This is a genomic window from Thauera sp. SDU_THAU2 (assembly GCF_038260575.1).
Taxonomy (GTDB): Bacteria; Pseudomonadota; Gammaproteobacteria; order Burkholderiales; family Rhodocyclaceae; genus Thauera.
Genome location: NZ_JBBWUN010000003.1, coordinates 1590792 through 1609895 on the forward strand (window position 1 = coordinate 1590792; position 19104 = coordinate 1609895).

The 19104-nt window shown below is 62.7% G+C and carries 16 protein-coding genes and 3 pseudogenes; 5 read left to right on the plus strand and 14 right to left on the minus strand.

The window, feature by feature from the left end; genetic code table 11:
* Window positions 1–6: 6 nt before the first annotated feature.
* Window positions 7–432, minus strand: a complete 426-nt coding sequence (locus tag AAFL97_RS08720; RefSeq protein ID WP_341644573.1) for a c-type cytochrome — start codon at window positions 430–432, stop codon at window positions 7–9.
* A 222-nt stretch (window positions 433–654) separates the two neighbouring features.
* On the opposite strand from AAFL97_RS08720, the pseudogene AAFL97_RS08725 reads away from it, so the two are divergent.
* Window positions 655–1388: pseudogene (locus AAFL97_RS08725) on the plus strand (N-acetylmuramoyl-L-alanine amidase family protein).
* Between the two features lie 88 nt (window positions 1389–1476).
* A complete protein-coding gene (locus AAFL97_RS08730) occupies window positions 1477–2010 on the plus strand; it encodes a DUF924 family protein (protein WP_341644574.1) in 534 nt (177 codons plus the stop codon).
* A gap of 20 nt (window positions 2011–2030) precedes the next feature.
* Here AAFL97_RS08730 and AAFL97_RS08735 read toward each other — a convergent pair whose 3' ends face one another.
* The 9 genes and pseudogenes from AAFL97_RS08735 to AAFL97_RS08775 all read right to left on the minus strand — a co-directional run bounded on the left by AAFL97_RS08735 (window position 2031) and on the right by AAFL97_RS08775 (window position 11161).
* Window positions 2031–2582, minus strand: coding sequence for a hypothetical protein (locus AAFL97_RS08735; protein ID WP_341644575.1), 552 nt, complete (start codon window positions 2580–2582; stop codon window positions 2031–2033).
* Window positions 2583–2782: 200 nt separating this feature from the next.
* Window positions 2783–3709, minus strand: coding sequence for a trypsin-like serine peptidase (locus AAFL97_RS08740; RefSeq protein ID WP_341644576.1), 927 nt, complete (start codon window positions 3707–3709; stop codon window positions 2783–2785).
* Complete coding sequence (locus tag AAFL97_RS08745) at window positions 3706–5856, minus strand: S8 family serine peptidase (RefSeq protein ID WP_341644577.1); 2151 nt, start codon at window positions 5854–5856, stop codon at window positions 3706–3708. Before AAFL97_RS08745 ends, AAFL97_RS08740 begins: the two co-directional genes overlap by 4 nt.
* Window positions 5857–6082: 226 nt before the next feature.
* The gene (locus tag AAFL97_RS08750; protein WP_341644578.1) at window positions 6083–6922 is read right to left on the minus strand and encodes a hypothetical protein; all 840 of its coding nucleotides are present in this window, start codon (window positions 6920–6922) and stop codon (window positions 6083–6085) included.
* A 307-nt stretch (window positions 6923–7229) separates the two neighbouring features.
* Window positions 7230–7355 (minus strand): annotated as a pseudogene (locus AAFL97_RS08755) (IS481 family transposase); the annotation flags it as partial.
* A 118-nt stretch (window positions 7356–7473) separates the two neighbouring features.
* Complete coding sequence (locus AAFL97_RS08760) at window positions 7474–8499, minus strand: quinone-dependent dihydroorotate dehydrogenase (protein ID WP_341644579.1); 1026 nt, start codon at window positions 8497–8499, stop codon at window positions 7474–7476.
* Window positions 8500–8526: 27 nt separating this feature from the next.
* A complete protein-coding gene (locus tag AAFL97_RS08765; RefSeq protein ID WP_341644580.1) occupies window positions 8527–9345 on the minus strand; it encodes an arginyltransferase in 819 nt (272 codons plus the stop codon).
* A gap of 20 nt (window positions 9346–9365) precedes the next feature.
* Complete coding sequence (aat, locus tag AAFL97_RS08770; RefSeq protein ID WP_341644581.1) at window positions 9366–10073, minus strand: leucyl/phenylalanyl-tRNA--protein transferase; 708 nt, start codon at window positions 10071–10073, stop codon at window positions 9366–9368.
* A gap of 7 nt (window positions 10074–10080) precedes the next feature.
* Window positions 10081–11161: pseudogene (locus AAFL97_RS08775) on the minus strand (ABC transporter ATP-binding protein).
* Window positions 11162–11295: 134 nt separating this feature from the next.
* Between AAFL97_RS08775 and AAFL97_RS08780 the strand changes: the two are divergent.
* Entirely contained in the window at window positions 11296–12963 is a 1668-nt protein-coding gene (locus AAFL97_RS08780) for an ABC transporter permease (RefSeq protein ID WP_341644582.1), read from the plus strand.
* Between the two features lie 285 nt (window positions 12964–13248).
* The gene (locus AAFL97_RS08785; protein WP_341644583.1) at window positions 13249–14232 is read left to right on the plus strand and encodes a GGDEF domain-containing protein; all 984 of its coding nucleotides are present in this window, start codon (window positions 13249–13251) and stop codon (window positions 14230–14232) included.
* 30 nt (window positions 14233–14262) lie between these two features.
* Here the strand turns inward: AAFL97_RS08785 and AAFL97_RS08790 are convergent, their stop codons facing one another.
* Window positions 14263–15282, minus strand: a complete 1020-nt coding sequence (locus tag AAFL97_RS08790) for an extracellular solute-binding protein (RefSeq protein ID WP_341647123.1) — start codon at window positions 15280–15282, stop codon at window positions 14263–14265.
* Window positions 15283–15406: 124 nt separating this feature from the next.
* Between AAFL97_RS08790 and AAFL97_RS08795 the strand changes: the two genes are divergently transcribed.
* Window positions 15407–15742, plus strand: coding sequence for a DUF2325 domain-containing protein (locus AAFL97_RS08795; protein ID WP_341644584.1), 336 nt, complete (start codon window positions 15407–15409; stop codon window positions 15740–15742).
* A gap of 143 nt (window positions 15743–15885) precedes the next feature.
* Here the strand turns inward: AAFL97_RS08795 and AAFL97_RS08800 are convergent, their stop codons facing one another.
* The 3 genes from AAFL97_RS08800 to AAFL97_RS08810 all read right to left on the minus strand — a co-directional run bounded on the left by AAFL97_RS08800 (window position 15886) and on the right by AAFL97_RS08810 (window position 19085).
* On the minus strand, window positions 15886–16452 hold the full coding sequence (locus AAFL97_RS08800; protein ID WP_341644585.1) for a C40 family peptidase: 567 nt from the start codon (window positions 16450–16452) through the stop codon (window positions 15886–15888).
* A gap of 90 nt (window positions 16453–16542) precedes the next feature.
* Window positions 16543–17190 carry a 3'-5' exonuclease gene (locus AAFL97_RS08805; protein WP_341644586.1) on the minus strand — a complete coding sequence of 216 codons (648 nt, stop codon included), beginning with the start codon at window positions 17188–17190 and terminating at the stop codon, window positions 16543–16545.
* On the minus strand, window positions 17187–19085 hold the full coding sequence (locus AAFL97_RS08810) for a DUF294 nucleotidyltransferase-like domain-containing protein (RefSeq protein WP_341644587.1): 1899 nt from the start codon (window positions 19083–19085) through the stop codon (window positions 17187–17189). Before AAFL97_RS08810 ends, AAFL97_RS08805 begins: the two co-directional genes overlap by 4 nt.
* Between the last annotated feature and the right edge of the window lie 19 nt (window positions 19086–19104).

Sequence of the window (19104 nt, forward strand, 5' to 3'; positions counted from 1 at the left end):
TGTGGCTCAACCTTCGATGTTCGGCGGCCAGTTGGCGGTGTTGATCTCGGAGGTGTATTTCAGGAACTCGACGAGTTGATCCAGCTCCTCGTCGGTCAGATTGAAATTGGGCATCTGACGACGGCCGGGCGCCATCGTCGGCATTGCCTGCATCCAGGCCTTGATGAAATCCGGACCACGGCGGACATAGACGTTGCCGAGTTCAGGCGCGAAATAGGCGCCTTCGCCCAGCAGGGAGTGGCATCCGATACAGTTTCGCGTTTCCCAGATGTGCTTGCCGGCGGCAACCGCCGGGGTGATGTTGTGGGAATTGTCACGCGATGGCAGCTCGCGCTCGGTGTCGAAGGTCAGCGCCAGGAACAGGAGGAAGAAGAAAACCGTCCCCCCATAGAAGATGTTCCGCGCCATCGATTTTGTGAAAATGCCGCTCATCGCGAACTCCTCATCATTGGTCTCGTTTTCAGAATTGGTGTCAGTGGTAAGGGGGACTACGTTCCACGGCTGAGCCGATGGTGAGCGAATGGTAGGGAGCGGGGTGCTCCCCAACCATGATTTGAATCAAGATTAACCGGGCAGCCGGAATGCGCGCGGCGACTGGGCTGGAGAACGAGGATGGAGATGAACAAGGCAGCATCCGCAGCGCATCGCGTTTGCATGGCGCTGCTCGCGATGCTGGCCTTGCCGGCGATTGCGCAGCCACGCGGCGAAATCGCCGTGGACGTGGGACACACGCTGGCGGCGCCGGGGGCGACGAGCGCGCGGGGGGCGCAGCGAGCTCGAATTCAACCTCGACCTGGCACGCGAGGTGACGGCGGCGCTGCAGGCGCGGGGCTGGTCCGCGCGCCTGATCAACGAGGACGGCCTCATTCCCAGCCTGAAGGCCAGGCCGCAGGCGGCCGAGGGAGCCGCCTTCCTGCTGTCGATCCACCACGACTCGGTCAACGCCTTCGAACTGCAGCCCTGGCAGTGGCAGGGGCAGGCGCTGGACTACAACGACGATTTCGCCGGCCATTCGCTGTTCGTCTCGCGCGACAACCCGGATACCGCGCGCAGCATCCTGTGCGCCCGCATCATCGGCGCGCGCCTGCAGCACATGGGCTTCGAACCCACGCACAAGAATGGCCGCCGCCGCGCCTATGCGGACCCTGCACGCCGTGCATTATTACGACGGCCTGGCGGTGCTGCGCCATGCGACGATGCCCGCCGTGCTGTTCGAAGCCGGCGTGATCAAGAACCGCGACGAGGAACTGCTGCTGCGCGATCCCGCGCGCATCGCCCGCATGGCCGATGGCATCGCCACCGCGCTGGCGGCCTGCCTGACTGCCGGCCAGCCGGCCGACGACGAAGAGGCGGCGGATGGGCCGCCGCTGCAGCCGAGTGCCGAATAGACAGGGCGGTTAGCGGCAAGGAGGGTCGCGGCGTGGCTGCCTGCAGGCCAGGTTTCCGCGCCGCGTGGCTTACAACGAGGAGACAAGCATGCACGAGGAAATCCTGCGTTTCTGGTTCGAGGACATCCAGCCGGCCCAATGGTGGAAGGTCGATCCGGCCTTCGATGCCTTGCTGCGCGAGCGCTATGCGGTTCTGCTGGAGAGCGCTGCGAAAGGCGAATGCCATGGCTGGCGCGGCAGTGCCCGCGGCCGCCTGGCCGAGATCATCGTGCTCGACCAGTTCTCACGCAACATCCATCGCGGCACGCCGCGCGCTGCGCAGGACGGCATGGCCCTCGTGCTGGCGCAGGAGGCGGTTGCGGGCGGTGCGCTGGACGCGCTCGGGCCTGCCGAACGTGCCTTCCTGCTGATGCCCTGGATGCACAGCGAGTCGCAACTGATCCATGTCGAGGCCGAACCCTTGTTCAGGCGTTGGGCGTCGCAGGACAGTCATGATTATGAACTGCGCCACAAGGCCATCATCGACCGCTTCGGGCGTTATCCGCATCGCAATGCCATCCTGGGGCGGAAGTCCAGCACCGAGGAAATCGAGTTCCTGAAGCAGCCGGGCTCGAGCTTCTGAGCCGGCTGCGAAGGCCGGGTTCAGGCCGCGGGCGCTTTCCAGTTGCGCGTGGCATGCACGCACTCGCGCACCAGCGCCGGACCGCGATAGACCAGGCCGCTATAGACCTGCACCAGGCTGGCGCCTGCTTCGAGCTTGGCGAGCGCGTTGCTGCCGTTGAGCACGCCGCCGGCGGCGATGATCGGCAGTTCGCCGGCAAGCGCCGCGGCGAGCTGGCGGACGACGGCGGTCGAGGCCTCGAACACCGGTGCGCCGGACAATCCGCCCTGCTGCTCGCCGTAGCGGATGCCCTGCACCTTGTCGCGCGCGATGGTGGTGTTGGTGGCGATGACGCCGTCGATGCGGTGGCGGCGCAGCGCGTCGGCGATGTTGATGACCTGGGCTTCGTCCAGGTCGGGGGCGATCTTCAGCGTCAGCGGCACGTAGCGGCTGTGAGTGTCGGCCAGCCGGGTCTGCGCGAGCGGGTCGTTGAGTTCGGATTCGCCTTGTATAGACGTTCTGCAAGTACAAGAAGTGCGTGGGCAGTATCTGCCAAGCGTACCTTGTGCGCACCACGTAGCAACAAACGTCATCAACCAGAAGCCGATTACTGACTCTCAGTGACAACACGACCCAAGATGGTTATTTTCCAGTCGAAAGACTGGAAATCAGATAGCGCACCTCGGATGTGAGACCAATTGCACGATTCAAATCCGGGAACCTCTGTCCTCCATAACCCCAGTGGTGAATCGCAATTACCTGCCCTGACTCGTCCAACACCGGTGACCCCGAACTACCTTCTGCCGTATCGCACTGGTGCGCAAGGTCCTACCTTCCGATAGGCTGTAGGTGAGTCCACCGGCCACAACCGAACATCGCATCCGAGACGCACAACCTTCATCGGGGAGCCCTGAGGGTGCTGCAGAACAACAAGCGGCTGGCCAAGACGTGGAGTTCCTGTAGCCAGTTCCAAGGGCGGCGGTGGCGGCACGGCCGCCGGGACAACTAGCTCAATCACGGAGAGGTCGAGCTCCTTTAGCTTGTCCATGCTAACCACTGCTTTGCAAGTGTAAGATGTCCCAGGGTCAATAACACCGTTGATCATCCGATAGCCGAAAATAACTAATGTTCGTTCGCACTGATCCGGCCGTCCGATGCAGTGGTGATTGGTGAGGAGGTGCCGAGTTGAAACCATAAATCCGGTGCAGACCTGCCAACGGCCGTCTTCTTGCCAGAATACGGCAGCCACACTGTGTGATGCCTTGTGGATCGCACCTGTCTCGATTGAAGTAACCTCCTCGAAACGAGGTGGATCTCGAAAGCTAAAAGGTCTGCCACGAGGAAGGACTGCGGCAAGCTCGTACTTCAGGCGTATAGGATAACCGGGCGGAACTCCCCGAATCTCAAGCTCTGCCTGCGAAACACCTATCATTGGGATCGCATGACGACTAGCATCAACCATGCGAATCTTCCCTCCATCCCAGCGGATCACTACTTCTGCACCTGAGGGTAGTTCGATATCCTCAAGGGTCAGTAAAAGGGCCTTAGCGCCAAACCGACTCAATTGTGTTTTCCATGATATACCAGAAGGATCATCAATGGAAATTGTATCTATCGTATGCTGGATAACGGTTCCCACAGACGCAGGGAGCGGCTGTGCATCCGCGGTAATGGTTACGCCAAAAATGGTCGTCGCACAGACCCAGTTGTATATTTTCAATTGTTGTTCTCCGGTACCCGTGCCGTATAATCACGGATGTCCTTCAGTTTGTCGCAACTGAAGTCGCTACTGGTGGTTACGTCGATATTCTCTGATTCACGAACCAACACACCATCTATCCTCTCAATCTTGCCGTTCTCGATATAAAAGATGGTGTGTGTGCGATCTGCATCTGTGCCATGCTTGCGCACCAGTCGCCTGATGTTGTTTACATGAATCCTTAGCGTATTATTCTTGAAATCCCCTATGGGGTGGTAAATTTCCGGTGAGGGAATAATGTGAACATAGGGATTGTTATTCCCAATGGAAATTTTGTTAACCAGTTTTTCAACGCCATTGCAATCTAGATGCACTGAATTAATTTTTGAAGCTCGCTCGTAATTTAGCCGGCCACCAAAAAGTTTTCCATCGCCCTCCTGCAACTTCGGCGTGAGGTCCGAAGTGTAGATCAGCCGAGTGAGTGCTTGCTCCGGTTTGAGGCCGGTGGAGTACGCTAGCATGGCCAATGCAGCTGACGCGATAGCAGTTGCTTGTGATGAACCCGAGTCACTGCCGATCATATGTTGCCGCAGAGTACTTACTAAATTGACTGCCGGCACGCCGATATGTACTTTACGGCCAAAATTTGACACTACGTCAGGATCGTCTTTGTCGTTCGTTAATGCAGCCACGGTTAAGACATTGCGTCGCTCTTCCGGAGCGCAGGCAGGAGTAATGTCGCAAGTGCCAATATCCAGATTGCGATTGTCGTTCCCCGCAGCCGCCACGAAAATTACCGGAATGTCTGTTTTTTCCTTAACATATTTCTTGATGGCCACTCCGATACTATCAGTGTCCGTTCTCGGCATGAACGGCGCTTGGTCGGCGAGCGCCACAGAGGTAGAAAGACCCCAGCTTAAATTGATGACAGATACTTGTTGGGCCATTATATTTAGTATGCTGCCAATGTGCGTATAGTGTGCCGGCTGAACTGTTATTTTCGCATGATGGATAGCGCCGAATGCAAATACAACATCATCTCCACGTGGCAACATTCCGGCTCCAACGGGAGAGGCCTTCGCTGAGAACCAAAGGCCAAGTAGGTGAGTGCCGTGCTCTTCATCAGATACCGGTAGATTCGACATGCCGCCGCAGGAATTTATCGCCACCTCATCCCTTGGCCAAGTCCAGGGACGGCTACTCGTTCCATCGATTTCAAGTACCTTATTTCTTTCCACAATGACCCGTAGATCCAGGGCGCAGTGATGCAAATCGGGTGAAGAATCCACTAAGCCGATGGTCAGACGCCGATCACGGCTATTTTCCTGAGGCCTATAGCGAATGATCTGTAGCACTTCGGCCAAGTAGGTCTTCCCGATTACTGTTTTCTCGCTATGGGTGGTGTAAAGCTGGACCGCCGACGCTGGCGTAGCCATTACATTGTCGATGAAACGTTTGGCTGATTCCTCGCTTACACCATATTTTGAAACAATGGCACCTTGCGCAATGTCTTTGCTGGCTGACGTCACCAACGGCACACGGGCGCCATAACCCATAGAAGGAACTAAGATGACGCCCTCGTAACTGGGCTCAAGCTTGGTGCCAGTTGGATTGAGGTGCCGCACGCGTGCCTCACACTGCGCATCGAAGATTTCGCAGCCTCTGCGTTCCTTGACCACGATAGTGCTGATGCGGTCGCCACGCTTTTTATTGTAGCTCTGCACTTGGGGTACCGGCTCTAGCCGCAGATCGGGAATCACGATCTCAACATCGGCCACTTTATTCCACTGCGCGCTAGGTTCGCCGCTCCGACTTTCACGCATCGTGCATTTATCAGCATTAAGCTCACACAACAGTAGATACAGCGAATGTGGAAAGTTTTCTCCACTCCCCACATAGAGCTGCTCCCTTTTTAATAAATCGAGGATGCTAGCGCCGGATTCGTTAACCAAAATTGTCTTGCGCGTCTGGAGTTGGGCTCCTCCTTGCCTCAGTTCATACAATGTATCGTATAGATTTGTGATCTGAACCTGAATGCCGGCAGTGGAAGCCTCAGAACTTTCCCAAAGTAACTCAGTGAATACGGATTCCTGTGACCATGCCCCTGCCGGAATGACTCCAACTACTGCAAGTAGTGCAGAGAAAAGAGGTTTTAAGACGGAGTTCATGATTATTTCTTCTCACCTTGGGTCGCGTCGGTGCCTAGCCGCCGCAGCACCCAAGGCTGTGCGGTATCTATAATCGTTTTCTGGTTCTCCTCCAAAAAAGATGACAGCTTGAGCAGAATATCTCCGCCATTCTCTAATTCAATAGCGGTCACAGCCACGTTTAGATGGCGGTTACTGCGCTCTAGTAGCTGGGACTGGGTGCGCATACCCTGAAGTGCCCGCTCTTTTAGCGTCGACCCGATTGGAACCTTGCCGAACGAAATTGAGTAGAATGCCAGCGTATTCGACTTGTTAGCGCTATTCTTGCTGAAAGTTTCATTACCGGTTTTGGCTGCAGCCGCAGGGGGACTACTGGAGCACCGCCAGCTGGCACAGCAGCTGGCGGTGCTGGACCAAATGTAGCCCCCGCGGTTGCAGCTATCGTGTTACTGGGAACTCCTAGTTCGATAACGAACGCCAAGTCTTTTATGCCATCATTGCTGGTACGCTTGGCATGTGCAGCGCTGAAATCTAGGAATACCGGTGTAATGGCAGCATACTTGCCGTCACCATCGACACTGTGTAGTACAAATTCTGCATACACATCGGGCCGGCGCGCTAAGCCAAACACATTCAACTGGACTGCGGACCAGCCGCCGTCTGCTGTTGCCTCCTCGTTTCCAAAGGTCCCTACCACGTAAATGATGCAGCCGCGGATCTTATCGTCGGCTAGCGTGGCAGACGTGGCGGCGGTGGACGTGGCTGCATATTCCTTGCCGACTTTCTCTGCATAGGCGCCGGCGAAGTCGACGAGCTTGTTTAAAACTGAAGGCACAAGGGCAGTAGTCAGTTGCAGCAGGAAGCCGGATTCCTTACCCTCGGAGCCCTCGGCGGTCGTGATCGTATAATTTTCGGCACGGACACATTTGTCCTTAAATGCGACACGTGTGCCACTGATGATGTTCTTGCTGGAGGGTGATGGCCCATTTGGCCGCGTGGCCCCGCAGCCAGCGACGATAACGGCTAGGGATAGTAGCGCGGCTTTAATGAGGAGTCTGAGTGAACCAGCTCTTAGCGTATGGGGCACGATGAGTCCCTCCTCAGCAGTCAACAGACAGTGGAATGCCCCACTAATGAGGAGGTTTGAGGTGCCTCCACGCAACTATGTATGAAGCTCCCCACGTACAAGCGCGCTAAACGCTAGTCTCCTTCCTTAGCTCTCTTACTGCCAATGCCAACACTTTTTTATGTGTCTACCGGCATGACGTTACTTCAAAATAGTACAGTGTCGTCGATATACAAGTGAAATATAGTGGCCACCTCTAGCTCGAAGCAATCGGTATAGCTGTAGCGGTGCGGACAGGGTTCAGCCTGCTTGAACACATGAGAGCGCACCGAATCTCATAGAACTGCTGACGGCTGTAGCCCATTACCTTGCAGGCCTTGCTCACGTAGTGAAGCTCCTGCGCCAAGTCTAGAAGACTGAGCTTGCGACATGCTATTTTCTCTTCGGTGGCCATGCGTCCTTCTCCAGGCCATGAACAGGTAGGGGTACCCGTTTCATAACCCGGCTCGGGGCCGTATGACCACCCCCCAACGTGGTCAACTGTCAGGGAAATACCGTATCAGTACACCCTTTTATGCCGCGGGCGCTTTCCAGTTGCGCGTGGCACGCACGCACTCGCGCACCAGCGCCGGACCGCGATAGACCAGGCCGCTATAGACCTGCACCAGGCTGGCGCCTGCTTCGAGCTTGGCGAGCGCGTTGCTGCCGTTGAGCACGCCGCCGGCGGCGATGATCGGCAGTTCGCCGGCAAGCGCCGCGGCGAGCTGGCGGACGACGGCGGTCGAGGCCTCGAACACCGGTGCGCCGGACAGTCCGCCTTGCTGCTCGCCGTAGCGGATGCCCTGCACCTTGTCGCGCGCGATGGTGGTGTTGGTGGCGATGACGCCGTCGATGCGGTGGCGGCGCAATGCATCGGCGATGTTGATGACCTGGGCTTCGTTCAGGTCGGGGGCGATCTTCAGCGTCAGTGGCACGTAGCGGCCGTGGGTGTCGGCCAGCCGGGTCTGCGCCGCCTTGAGGCGGCCGAGCAGGTCGTCGAGTTCGGATTCGCCCTGGAGCTGGCGCAGGTTCTTGGTGTTGGGCGAGGAGATGTTGACGGTGACGTAGCTCGCCAGCGCATAGACCTTGTCGAGGCAGGCGAGGTAGTCGTCGGCGGCGTTCTCGATCGGGGTGTCGAAGTTCTTGCCGATGTTGATGCCGAGGATGCCGCGGAACCTGGCCGCCTTGACGTGGGCGATCAGCACGTCCACGCCGTGGTTGTTGAAGCCCATGCGGTTGATGACGCCTTGCACTTCGGGTAGGCGGAACATGCGCGGGCGCGGGTTGCCGGGCTGCGGGCGGGGCGTGATGGTACCGATCTCGATGAAGCCGAAGCCCATGCGGGCGAGGCCGTCGATGGCTTCGCCGTTCTTGTCGAGGCCGGCGGCAAGGCCGATGCGGTTCGGGAAGCTCAGGCCCATGACTTCGACCGGCTCGGCCGGCTCGGGCTGGCCGGCGGGCAGTACGCGGCCGGCGAGGTTCAGGGCATGGATGGTGAATTCGTGGGCGGTCTCGGCGTCGAGCGAGAACAGCAGGGGGCGGGCGATGTCGTAGAGCATCGGCGGATTGTAGCGATTCGCTGCGTGTCAGGCGATGGCGCCGGGCGTACCGGGAGGTGTGTGCGACGAGGGGCCGGTATCCGCGTCGGGAGTCTGCGGCCGTGAAGGCGGCTCGCCGCGGCCGCTTACGGTTTCCATCGCCACCCACTGGCCGGCGTGCAGCGCCTGCAGTGGGTGGAAGCGTGCCTTGTAGGCCATCTTCGGGCTTTCACCGATCCAGTAGCCGAGATAGACGTAGGGCAGGCCCATGCGGCGGCAGGCTTCGATCTGCCAGAGGATACCGTAGGTGCCGAGCGAGCCCTTGGCCAGCTCCGGCTCGTAGAAGGTGTAGACGCTGGACAGGCCGTCTTCCAGGCGGTCGATGATGCTGACCATGCACAGGGCGTCGCCGTCGTGGAATTCCACCAGCCGCGTATCGACGTGGGTCTGCAGCAGGAAGTGGGTGTATTGCTCGCGGTTGTCCAGGTCCATGCCGCCGCCGGCGTGGCGGGTGGCCTGGTAGCGCTGGTACAGGCGGTAGTGCTCCTCGACGAAGGCCAGCGGCCGTTCCACGGCCCGCAGTCCGGCGTGGTGCGTCCAGGCGCGCCGCTGGCTGCGGTCGGGGCGGAAATCCTGCACCGGGATGCGCACCGGCACGCAGGCGTGGCAGGTATCGCAATGCGGCCGGTAGGTGAACACGCCGCTGCGGCGAAAGCCGCGCCGCACCAGCTCGCCATACACCTGGGTGTCGATCAGGTGGCCGGGGGTGGCAACCTGCGAACGCGCATTGCGGCCCGCCAGGTAGGAACAGGCGTAGGGCGCGGTGGCGTAGAACTGTATCAGGGCGTAGGGGTAGTCTTTCTGCATCTTCGCTCCCGGCCGTGTGTCTAGCCCCAGTCGATGTACCGCGCGGCGTCCGCCGGCCATCGGGCTGCCGCCGCGCCGGCCGATGCGTGCTTGGCGAGGATGTCGCTGAACTGCCGGCGTGGAATCTCGGCCGCGCCCATCGACAGCAGGTGCGTCGTCGTCATCTGGCAGTCGATCATGACATAGCCTCGCATGTGCAGGAAGCGGGCGAGGTGGGCGAGCGCGACCTTCGAGGCGTTCGATTCGATCGAGAACATCGATTCGCCGAAGAAGACCCGCCCCAGCGCCATACCGTACAGGCCGCCCACCAGACGGCCGTCGCGCCAGGTTTCGACGCTGTGGGCGTGGCCGAGTTCATGCATCGCACAGTAGGCGGCACGGATCTCCGGCGTGATCCAGGTACCGAGGCCGGGCGCGCGCGCTGCGGCACAGGCGTCGATGACGGCGCCGAAGCGGGTGTCGAAGCGGACCTCGAAATGGCGGCGGCGCAGGACCTTGCGCAGGGAATGGCTGATGTGGATCCGTTCCGGGGCGAGCACCAGGCGCGGGTCTGGGCTCCACCACAGGATGGGTTCGCCGGGGTTGAACCAGGGGAAGATGCCTTGCCGGTAGGCGGCGAGCAGCCATTCCGGGCTCAGGCCGCCGCCGGCGGCGAGCAGGCCGTTCGGTTCGCGGAGCGCATGCTCGACCGGCGGAAAGCCGGGTGGGCCGTCCAGCCAGGGAATCATGCCGCGCTCAGGCAGCTGCCTCGGCCGCCGGCGAGTCCTGGAAGGTGATGACGTGGTCGGCATCCAGGCGGATGCCGATCCGTTCGCCGATCGCGTGGTTGTGGTGGCTCGGCACCAGCGACAGCACCCGGGCGCCGCTCGCCAGGCGCAGGGTGTAGAGGATGTCGGCGCCGCGGAAGGCCTTGTGCAGGACTTCGGCCTTCAGCGGGCTGGCATCGTCGTGGACCACGTCGTCCGGGCGCAGCAGCACGTCGACCGCCTCGTCGGGCCTGCACGTCTTGCGGTCGCCGCAGGACAGCGGGACATGGCTGTCGAGCACACCGAGCTCGATGCGGACGCGGCGTTCGTCCAGCATCTGCCCGTCGACGAACACGCCCTGGCCGATGAAGTCGGCGACGAAGCGGTTGGCTGGCTCGTGGTAGAGGTTGTAGGGCGTGTCCCATTGCTGGATGCGGCCTTCGTGCATGATGCCGATCTCGTCGGCGACGGCGAAGGCTTCGTGCTGGTCGTGGGTGACCAGGATGGCGGTGGTGCCGGTGGCCTTGATGATGTCGCGCACTTCGTGCGACAGGCGCTCGCGCAGTTCGACGTCGAGGTTCGAGAACGGTTCGTCGAGCAGCAGCAGGCTGGGCCGGGGCGCCAGCGCGCGGGCGAGCGCGACGCGCTGCTGCTGGCCGCCGGACATTTCGTGCGGATACTTGCGGCCCTGGTCGCTGAGGCCGACCAGTTTCAGCAGTTCGGCGACACGGGCCTTGCGCGCTTCGACGTCTTCCTTGCGCAGGCCGAAGGCGATGTTGTCCGCCACCGTCAGGTGGGGAAACAGCGCGTAGTCCTGGAACACCATGCCGATGCGCCGCTGCTCGGGGGGAGATGCTCGCCGGCGGTGCTGACCACCCGGCCATCGAGCGGATCTCGCCCGCCGCCACGCGCTCGAAACCGGCGATGCAGCGCAGCACGGTGGTCTTGCCGCAGCCGGAAGGCCCCAGCAGGCAGCCGATCCGGCCTTTTTCCAGGCTGAAGGACAGCTTCTGGACGATCCGGTGAGAGCCGAAAGCGAGGTCGATGTCGGTGAGCTGGAGATGGGCCATGTGGGGTCGTCGGGCTGTGGAGAGGAAGGATTATTGCATTGCGGCGCGCAGCAAATGCGATCAATTATAATTCTCCTCTTCTGCAAGGGGCCAGACGGCGGCAGTCTGGGTCCAACAACAACGACGGAATCCGAATGAACAACAAGGGAGGGCAGGCCGCCACGGGCCTGCGCTGGTCATCTTTGACCGTGGCCGCGGTGATCATCGCGGCCCTGATCGCCGCACCTGTGCTGTCGGTGTTCTCCAACGTCTTCACCGGGGGGACCAGCGAGACCTGGACGCATCTGAGCGAAACGGTACTGGGCGAATTCGTCTTCAACACCGTGGTGATGTGTGTCGGCGTCGGCCTCGGCGTGGCGTCGATCGGCGTGACCACCGCCTGGCTGACGACGATGCTGGATTTCCCCGGGCGGCGTTTCTACGAGTGGGCGCTGATCCTGCCGATGGCGGTGCCGGCCTACGTGATGGCCTACGTGGAGGTCGACTTTCTGCAGTTCGTCGGGCCGGTGCAGACCGGGCTGCGCGAACTGTTCGGCTGGCGCGCGGGCGACTACTGGTTTCCGGATGTGCGCACCGTCGGCGGCGCGGTGACGATGTTCATGTTCGTGCTCTATCCCTACGCCTACATCCTGGTTCGTGCGGCCTTCCTCGAGCGCGCCGGCGGCATGCTGGAGGCGGGGCGTTCGCTGGGGCTCGGGCCCTGGGCCTGCTTCCTGCGCGTGTCGCTGCCGCTGGCGCGGCCGGCGGTGGTGGCCGGCACCGCGCTGGCGCTGATGGAAACCCTGGCCGACTTCGGCACGGTGTCGTACTTCGGCGTGCAGACCTTCACCACCGGCATCTACCGCGCCTGGTTCTCGCTCGGCGACCGCGTCGCCGCGGCCCAGCTCGCCGCCGCGCTGCTGGCCTTCGTCGTCATCGTGCTGAGCCTGGAGTTCGCCAGCCGGGGGCGGGCGCGCTTCAACAACACCTCGCGCCAGCAGGGCGCGCCGGCACGCAAGCGGCTGTCGCCGGGCTGGGGGCTGCTGGCGAGCTTCGCCTGCTTCATGCCGCTGCTGCTGGGTTTCCTGCTGCCGGCCGGGCTGCTGCTGCAGATGGCTTTCGTCGAAGGCGATGCCCAGTTCGGCCCGCGCTTCCTGCAGCTGGCGCGCAACAGCTTCGTGCTGGCGGCGGTGACGGCAGTGCTGGCGGTGGTGCTGGCGGTGGTGCTGGCCTATGCGGCGCGGCTCGCCCGGTCGTCACTGCCGGCGGCCTTGAACCGCATCGTCGGCCTCGGCTACGCGGTGCCGGGCTCGGTGATCGCGGTCGGTGTGCTGATCCCGGTGACGCGGCTCGACGCCTGGCTGGCGCAGGCCTGGCAGGCGGTCTTCGACGTCAATCCGGGCCTGATCCTGACCGGCGGCATCGCCGCGCTGGTCTATGCCTATCTCGCCCGCTTCCTGGCGGTGGCGCTGCATGCGGTCGAATCCAGCCTGGGCAAGATCACGCCGAGCATGGACGATGCGGCGCGCAGCCTGGGCTTCGGCAAGTGGGCGACGCTGCGCCGGGTGCATGTGCCGATCCTGCGCGGCAGCCTGCTGTCGGCGGCGCTGCTGGTGTTCGTCGATGTGATGAAGGAGCTGCCGGCCACGCTGGTGATCCGGCCGTTCAACTTCGACACCCTGGCGACGCAGGCGCATACGCTGGCGGCCGACGAGCGCCTGACCGAGGCATCGACCGCGGCGCTGACCATCGTCGTCGTCGGCCTGCTGCCGATGATCATCCTGTCGCGCCAGATCCTGAAGACCAGCAGGCGGAAGGATTGAACGGACTTCGTGCGGAGCCGTCCGCGCTGCTTGCAAAGACGGGCAGAAACGTGATGCCGTCGCCTTTCCCGGCCAATTCGCATCGAGGATAATCGCGCGGGCAAGTTGTTCTGCCGGCCCGGCGCTTTGCCGGCGCGGCGCGCCTGTCATTTTCCGATGATGCGAAAACATGCAGATAGCAACGAAGCCCATTCATGCTCCCGCTCCGCTGGTCCGCACGGCCGGCGAAGTGCTCGGGCTTGCGCCGATTCGCCCGCCCCTGGCGCTCCACGTAGGGAGCCGCACATGGCGCTGATGGACGAGCGCGCCCTGCTGATGGCGCTGGAGAGTGCTTCACTGGGGGTATGGGACTGGGACATCCCGTCCGGCAGAATGAGCTTCAGTCCCTTGTCGGCATCCATGCTGGGGCGGAGGCACGAGGAGCTTGCGCCGGACGTGTCGTCCTGGGAGGTGCTCGTGCATCCGGACGACTGGAGCGGCATCCAGTCCGCGCTGGGACCCCATCTGCGGGGAGAAACCGAGTCCTACGCCGCTGAATACCGTCTCCGCCACGCCGACGGCCGCTGGGTGTGGGTGCAGGATTCCGGACGCGTGCTGGAACGCGACGACGAAGGCAAGCCCCTGCGGGCCGTCGGCCTGCACCAGGACATCAGTTCGCGCAAGGCGCTGGAGGAGAGCCTGCTGCTGCTGGCGACCAGCGATCCGCTGACCGGGCTGTGGAACCGGCGCAATTTCGCCGAGATGGTCAATGGCGAACTGGGCCGGGTACGCCGCCACGGCTCGCAGGCCTGCCTGTTGCTGCTCGATCTCGATCACTTCAAGCGCATCAACGATACGCACGGGCATGCGGCTGGCGATGAGGTGTTGCGGCATTTTTCCGGGCTGATTTCTCTGCATCTGCGCGAGGCCGACGTGTTCGCCCGCCTGGGCGGCGAGGAGTTCGGCGTCCTGTTGCCCTGTATCGAGGGCGATACGGGCGCGCTGCGCGCGGCCGGGCGTGTTCGGGAACTGATCGAGTCGAACCCGGCCGTCGTGGATGGCAGGCCCTTGCGCTTTTCCGTCAGCATCGGCGTGGCCATGCTCGATCCGGAAGACGAAGGCTTCGACGAAATCTTCACCCGCGCCGACGAGGCGCTCTACGAGGCCAAGCGCACTGGCCGCAATCGTGCGGTGCTGGCGGGGCCGGCGCGTGGCAGTGGGGCGGGCGGTACAAAAGAAACGGGCTCCGCGTCCGAAGACACGAAGCCCGTTTGCCAGCCAAGGCCCTGATGACCAGGGCTTGTTCGCTGGTCCCGGCTGTCAGCGATAACCGGCGCGATCGTAGATTTTCTGGGCTTCGGCGACGGTGTCGGCCAGTTCGCCGATCTGGATCGAATCCGCCTTGAACTCGCCCAGCTTGTCGAGCGCGGCGTTTTCGACCTTGACCGAAGGGACCACCGGCCATTCGTTGTTGCCGTTGGCGAAGTAGGCCTGGGCTTCGTCGGAGGCCAGGTATTCGAGGAACTTGACCGCGGCTTCCTTGTTCGGCGCAGTCTTCAGCATGCCGGCGCCGGAAACGTTGACGTGGGTACCCCAGCTCTGCTGGTTCGGCCACACCGCCTTGACCTTGGCGACCACTTCCTGATCCGCCGGGCGCGGCGAATTCATCAGGCGGGCGAGGTAGTAGCTGTTGGCGATGGTGACGCCGCATTCGCCGGCTGCGACGGCCTTGATCTGGTCGGTGTCGCCGCCCTTGGGTGCGCGGGCGAAGTTGTCGACCACGCTGCTCGCCCACTTGGCGGTGGCTTCTTCGCCGTTGTGCTTGATCAGCGCGGCGCCCAGCGACAGGTTGTAGGGGTGGCTGCCCGAGCGGGTGCACACCTTGCCTTTCAGCGCCGGGTCGGCGAGCTGCTCGTAGGTCTGGACCTGCTCGGCCTGAACCAGCTCGGGGTTGTAGACGATGATGCGCGCGCGCTGCGAGAACGAGAACCAGCGCTCGGTGCGCAGATTGGCCGGAATCCGCTCTTCCAGCACCGCCGACTTCACCGGCGTGAAGATGCCCATCTTGTCGGCGTTGGCCAGGCGCGAGATGTCCACGGTGATGAAGATGTCCGCCGGACTGTTGGCGCCTTCGTTGCGGATGCGTTCCAGCAGTTCGTCTTCCTTGGCTTCGATGCGGTTGACCTTGATGCCGGTCTGTTTGGTGAAGTTGCCGTACAGGGCTTCGTCGGTCTGGTAGTGGCGGGCGGAGTAGATGTTCAGTTCGGTGTCAGCCGCGTACGCACTCGGCGCTGCAATGGCGAACGTGGAGAGCAGGGCGATGACGGTGGCTTTCTTCATCATGTTGGAGGTCTTCCGTGGCTGTCGTTGAGGTCTGGATATTAAACGAGAAGAGTTCGCAGTTGCAAAGGCGCTCATTTCATGTCTTAATAGTGATAATCATTCGCAACTATCGGATACGGACATGGACGCACTTCTCGTTGGCGCAGATCGTCTTGGCAACATTCCCGACATTCTGTCGAATTTCGGCATTCGCATCGCCGGCCACGTCAGCGGCCGGGACACCACCCACCAGCGCCGCAGCAGCTCCCTGCCGGCGGGAATCGGCATGGTGATCCTGTTCACCGATTTCATCGGCCACAACGTCATGCAGCGCTTCCGCGAGGCGGCCAACCGCGAAGGCGTGATGTTCGTGTGCTGCAGACGCTCGACCTGCGCGCTGCAGCAGGCGTTGGGCCAGCGCATGGCGGAGAAGTGTTCGACGTATACCGTGGCAAAGAAGTGTCGGCAGAAGCACTGAGCGCTGGCGCAGGAACGGCACCGGGTCCGTAATCCGTTGCCGCAGACGACGAAGGCGCTGGTTTGCCGCTTGTTTGCGGCAAACCAGCGCCTTTCACGTTCTTGATGGACCGCTGGCGACGGATCGTCGACGCAGGTGACGGATCAGCGGATGGCGGCGAAGCTGTCGGCGGTGGCGCTGCTGTCTTCGTCGATCAGGCGGCGGGCGCCGTTGAAGCGCTTGGACCAGTAGCTGCTCGAAAGCGCCTCGACGCGTACCTTGCCGCCGCTGGACGGTGCGTGCACGAACTTGCCGTCGCCGAGGTAGATGCCGACGTGGGAGAAGGCGCGGCGCATCGTGTTGAAGAAGACGAGGTCGCCCGGTTTCAGTTCCTGGCGGCCGATCTTGTCGCCCAGCCGGGACATCTCGGCGGCAGTGCGCGGCAGATCGAAGCCGATCGCGTTGCGGAAGACGTTCAGTACCAGGCCGCTGCAGTCGAGGCCGGTTTCAGGCGAGGTGCCGCCGAAGCGGTAGCGTACGCCGAGATAGGTAAGCGCCTGATCGACGAGCTGTTCGGCAGCCGAAACGTAGTCGTTGCCCACGTCGCCGTTGCTCGGGGATTCGCTGCTCGCCACGCTCATCGCCACCCGCTGCCTGGGCTCGTCCGCGTGCGTGGCCTGGATTCCCGAGAGGGCGAGCGTCAGCACGAGGAGGAGTGGGCGAATTTGCATTCGGCGGAATATACGCAAATGTAACAGGCTTGTAAACAAGCGGCTGGCATGTGCTGCGGGCAGCCTGTACGGTCGCCGGACAGCTTCCGTTTACAGCCGATTGCGATACTGCCGCTGGTTGCGCTCGAGGTCCGCGAGTGCGCGTGGCGTATGCGCACCCTGTTCGGCAGCCCGGGCCTGTGCGGCGAGGAACAACTGGGCAATGGCCCAGGCGTCGCCGAGAGCGTGGTGGCGCTGGAAGGTCTCGATGCCGAAGCTCTCCATCCAGGCGGCGAGCTTTGCCGGGCGGTCGATGCGCTCCGGAAACAGCGTGGGCAGCAGGAAGTAGAGATCGATCCACAAATCGTCCGGCTCGATCCCCAGATGTTCGCCGAAAGCGTGTTCGAGCAAGCTGCGGTTGAGCGCGGCGTTGAATACGACCAGCGGCGCCTTGCCGGCCACCCCGAGCAGTTCGGCGAGGGTGGAGGCGGGGTTGGGGGCCAAGGGACCGTAGTAGCTGTCCTGCGGGTCGAGCAGGCCGCCATCCACGGCCAGTGCCGCGACGGCGATCAGCCGGTCCTTGTCGAGATCCAGACCGGTGGCCTCGGTGTTGAGCACCACGTAGCGGGTCTCGAAATGTGCCGTGCCGGTATCGGCCGGGGCCAGTTCGGTCCAGCGCTGCAGGGCCAGCGCGCCTTCGTCCGAGAGCGGTGCTTCGGTCGGCGACGGGGCGAGAAAGCGGCTCAGCCATTTGCTCATAGCTGGTAGTCGAGCTTGATCCGGATCTGCAGCTTGCGCGCCTGGCGGAAAGCTTCCTTCAGGATGCGGCGGTCGAGTTCGTTGAGGGTGTCGGGATCGACCTGGTTGTCGTCCGGCGCACCGTGCTCGGTCTCGAGGTGCTGGGAGCGTAGGCGCAGCAACTGGATGAAGTGGAAGCCGTCGATGATACCCGACACTTCGTCGGCGGAGACGCCCATCTTGCCGCTGGCCTGGCGCAGGCGCTGGGCGGTGTTGCTGGAATCGATGCCGATGCGCAGGGCGATGATGCGGGCGACGTCGACGAACAGCCGCGCGCCCGATTTCTTCAGGTCGATGCAGCCGCTTTCCTCGACCACGAAGTCGCGCAGGCGGCCGATCGGCGGCGTCACCGACAGTGCATTGACCGCCATCATGCGCAGAAAGGCGGAATTGCCGCGCACGGTCTTGTTGAGCCAGCTGCGGAGCTGGTCGCCGAGGCGTTCGTTGCCGTACAGCACGCGGAAATCGAAGAAGATCGAGGCGTTGAGCAGGGCTTCGGGGTCGGGTTCGCGGATCCAGGCGCCGAAGCGCGACTTCCATTCGTCGAGCGTCAGGCACAGTTCCGGATTGCTCGCCATGATGTTGCCCTTGCACAGCGGGAAGCCGCAGAGGGCCAGGTTGGCATTGACCTCCTTGGCGAAGGCGATCAGCCTGCTGCGGATCGATACCGGATTTTCCCACTCGGCGCATTGCCAGATGATGCCGTTGTCCTGGTCGGTGGAGAGCGTCTGTTCGTGCCGGCCCTCGGAGCCGAACGCCATCCAGCCGAAGTTGATGCCGGTCAGGTCGTGGTTTTCGAGCGCGAGCTGGATGATGCGGCGCGTCAGCGCATCGTTGAGCGTCGAGATGAACTGGGTGAGCTGTTCCGCCGCGATGCCCTGGGCGATGAGGTTGAGGGCGAGCTGGCGGATGTCCTTGCTGGCGCGCTGCAGGGACTCGATGTTCATCGCATTGTCGATGCCCGCGCGAATCTGCCGCAGGCCGATGCGTTGCAGCGAGAACAGGTCGCGCTCGGAGACGACGCCCTTGATCCGGCCTTCGGCGTCCACCGTCAGGATGTGGCGTATGCCGTAGGTGGCCATCGCCAGCGCGGCGTCGTAGGCCGAAGCGGTGGTGGCGAGTTGATGGGGGTTGGCCGTCATCAGTTCGCCGACCGGGTTGCCGAGATCGAGGGCGGGGAGGATCACGCGCGGCAGCAGATCGCTCTGGGTCAGGATGCCGACGGGGCGGCGCTCGTCGTCGGTCATCACGGCGCAGCCGATGTGCTGTGCATCCATCTGCTCGAGCACCTCGCGCAACGGCGTGTCGGGAGAGAAGCAGACGGGCTCGCGCTTGATGAGCTGGCCCAGCGTGGTCGTCATCGTCTGCTGCTCGGCCGCACGCTGGGCGAAGGCGGCCTGCAACTGCTCGCGCGACTGGTTGAGCAGGCTGGCGATGTACTGTGTGCAGAACAGGTGGAAGGCCGGGCTCATTTCCATCAACTGCAGGAAGTCGTCCGCGTCGATCTGGAAGCAGAAGCTGTCCTCGACCGCCACATAGGCATTGGTCGACGGACGCCGGGCGGAAATCGCGCCGATCGGGAAGCACTCGCCCGGGCCGAGCGGCAGGCTGGCGTATTCGCTCAGGGCGGAAGAGGCCACCTGGCGCGCCTGGATCTTGCCGCGCTGGATGATGTGGAAATGGCGCGGCACGCCCATCTCGGGCGTCAGGATCTCACTGCCGCGCGGGTGGAAGGCGAGTGCGGCGCGCTCGGCGAGGAAGGCGAGGGCCTCGGCTTCCATGCGGTCGAAGGGCGCGAAGCGGCGCAGGAAGTCCGTGCTGGCTCCCACCAGCAGGTCGGCGGCGATGGCGGTCATGACGGTTCTGTCGTCGGTC